Genomic DNA, 2704 nt, shown 5'->3' on the forward strand with positions numbered 1-2704 from the left:
TCTTTCTTGTCTTTCGTACCAAGCTTGTGTTCGTTCGTGGAGAGCTTTATTGTAAACTAATCTTACACAGCCCAATGTGCGCCGCAATAGCGACTCTTGTGTTGGTGTGGGGTAAAATCGAAACGAATAGGCTTTTTCCATACCTCACATTTTAGCATATATTTCGTAAATGTGCTAATATTTAACAGTAAAGCCAACCTAGAACGACGGTGTTTCAGACCCAAATTTTCGATGAAGAGTGGTCTATCGTAGAACCGCTATTGCCAAAGAAGAAATTGACTTGCCCACCGAAATGAACCAAACGACAGATTGTCGATCTATCTTGAAGTGCCATTCAGGGCAATTCACTTTTGTCGAAAGTCTTTGGAGTTTCCATAGATGATTGTATGTAGTTGAGTAACGTTATGGTTTTGTACTATTTCTAGAATGTAGCTGCTTAATTTATCTGCACCAATTGCAGATGGCTCAATCGGATTAGCGTAATCAGATGTACTGGTAAAGATTTGGCGCAGATCAATAATTGGTAGTTTATAGGCTATTGCTGTTTGAATTATCACATCATTCCAAAATGTGAGTGCAGTTGTCGCTATGCTTTGGTATTCTGACTGCTCAAATCTTGGCTCGTAGATGGTGCAAATTGTTATTGGCAACTGTTTTTCCAGTAGCTCTTTGATTGCACTTACATAGTTAGCACGAAAATCTCCGACCAGCCTTGAAAATTTAATTATTACTTCTGCAACAGATTGTGCCCTCTGAGATAGATAGTCGATGTTGCGTAAAGCATCATTTCCCCCAACACTCAAAAACAAGTGAGTTGAGTCTTTAGGTAGCTTCTGAACTTGAGCATGGAGATCCGTGGTAATAGAACCATCAATAGCGAGTAAAGTGGCTTTCCATCCTAAAGGTATTTTGCGCTTAAGGTAATGGATAACATCTTCTTCAACATCCACATAAGGAGCATTATCAAATATGCTGTCGCCGAGCAAGACGATGTGGGTCATAAATCTATACCTCAAAATTTTCCACTTGCGCAAAGAAGCAATGCGACATAACTACATATTATAGGTCAACTTTCTGCATAAAACTCTCTGAGGCAACGATATGGTTCAACTTTCTGTATAACACTCCATTTAGGCGCAATCGCCAGAACTTTTCCCCATATCACGCCCAAAAGCCTGTTAGCCAGATTAGCTTACTGCAAACAATCTCCTTTAAGGAAACTTATCACAAAAGCTTTGCGTGATTATAGCAAAGATTCTTAGATATGACTGCACTTTATCACAAAATTTCACTATTATTTCGGGTGCGGTGATTTGTTATGTTTCTTGGTTCACAACTTCTTTAACAATTTGTCATACTCTGCGTGAGAGCCTATCCAAAACCAAACAATTACATTCTTACTCTTGATTCTTCCTAGCGCTCTCCAACCTATACCGACTCTGATTGACCAGATCTGGTCTTCTTGATTGACCTCCTTAAATTCTAAGCTTGGATGACTTGGGTTATCTTTCCATAACTTGTAATTTTTTCTGGCTGTTCTTTTCACTCTGTCTGGTAGCTGTTGAAATAAGCCGACGAAATCTGGATTTAGTTCCGACTTCATAGCTCATCAAATCCCATTTCTTCAGTCTGTCCGTTTTCTGAATCCGCAATAGCTTTCTGAGCAAGTTCTTTGAGAATTAAGCTGTCTTGGGGTTTAGATAATGTTTCTTGCCATTTGATTTCATTTTCGATGTCTTCAATAAACTGCTCTGCCAGTTCGTCTTGAATTGCTTCTGGTAGTTCTTGAGCTTTTTGTACAGCTTTACTTAGAAGTGTTGATAACATTTCTTCTCTTCTCTTGAAAACATAACTACATATTATAGGTCAACTTTCTCTATAACACTCTCTGGGGTAACGATATGGGTCAACTTTCTGTATATCACCCCATTTAGGCGCAATCGCCGGAACTTTTCCCTATATCACGACCAAAAGCGTGTTAGCCAGATTAGCATATTGCCAAAAACCTTGGTTAACTAAATTCCTGACAATTAGGCTCATTCTAGCGATGATTCTTCGATCTGACCGCACCCATTGACAAAAATTTACAATTATTCGACCTTTAGCGATCGCTATCGGGGGATAGTTGTTTTTTGTTACAGCAGTGGGGAGAAGGGAGCGGGTTTTTCAAGTTGGATTGGCAGTTAATCATGCTATTAAAAACCGATTTAGTATAAAGACCCCGTTATGCCGTGTCCCTACAGATAGACTTCAACGGCCCTAGCATTCGGCGCGTCACGGAATAAAAATGCGTCTTGCGCCTTGATAATCTTCAATATCAACTACAATATCAACCAAACGGTTAACGCAACGATCTCGATAATCTGGCTCGGCAAGTAGTCGCTCAATATTACCGATTGTCACGACGGGTAATGATGTGGGGGTATTTTCCTCCCGCATCACTTGCTCCAGGGAATCTTTGCCTTTCATACTTCGGTTAGCGGTGATCAGGATCATCTGATTGGCTTGGGCATACCGCCAAACAATGCGATCATCGCTCGTGACAGCTAACCCAACTTCTTCAAACCCACATTCCGCACCCTAAGTGTCACAACGTCTCAAAAGAGGAAGGGGCGTGAGTCAAAATACTTATCTAGAGGAGTGAGTTGGCGGCAAGCTGCCGGCAACTAAGCCGAAAATTTCAGAGTTCCCCCGGTCATTCTCA

General features: G+C 40.9%; 4 protein-coding genes and 1 pseudogene. All 5 read right to left on the reverse strand.

The window, feature by feature from the left end:
- Positions 1-141: helix-turn-helix domain-containing protein (locus O9295_RS22795; protein ID WP_287725211.1), on the reverse strand; the 141-nt coding region annotated here is incomplete at its 3' end.
- Between the two features lie 203 nt (positions 142-344).
- A complete protein-coding gene (locus tag O9295_RS22800) occupies positions 345-1001 on the reverse strand; it encodes an SGNH/GDSL hydrolase family protein (RefSeq protein ID WP_288035577.1) in 657 nt (218 codons plus the stop codon).
- A 329-nt stretch (positions 1002-1330) separates the two neighbouring features.
- On the reverse strand, positions 1331-1603 hold the full coding sequence (locus tag O9295_RS22805; protein WP_052277675.1) for a ParE family toxin-like protein: 273 nt from the start codon (positions 1601-1603) through the stop codon (positions 1331-1333).
- Positions 1600-1827, reverse strand: coding sequence for a hypothetical protein (locus O9295_RS22810; RefSeq protein ID WP_002758339.1), 228 nt, complete (start codon positions 1825-1827; stop codon positions 1600-1602). The genes O9295_RS22805 and O9295_RS22810 overlap by 4 nt, the downstream gene beginning before the upstream one ends.
- A 447-nt stretch (positions 1828-2274) precedes the next feature.
- A pseudogene (locus O9295_RS22815) lies at positions 2275-2565 on the reverse strand (ACP S-malonyltransferase); the annotation flags it as partial.
- Between the last annotated feature and the right edge of the window lie 139 nt (positions 2566-2704).

It is taken from the genome of Microcystis sp. LE18-22.4A (genome assembly GCF_027531105.1).
Taxonomy (GTDB): Bacteria; Cyanobacteriota; Cyanobacteriia; order Cyanobacteriales; family Microcystaceae; genus Microcystis; species Microcystis aeruginosa.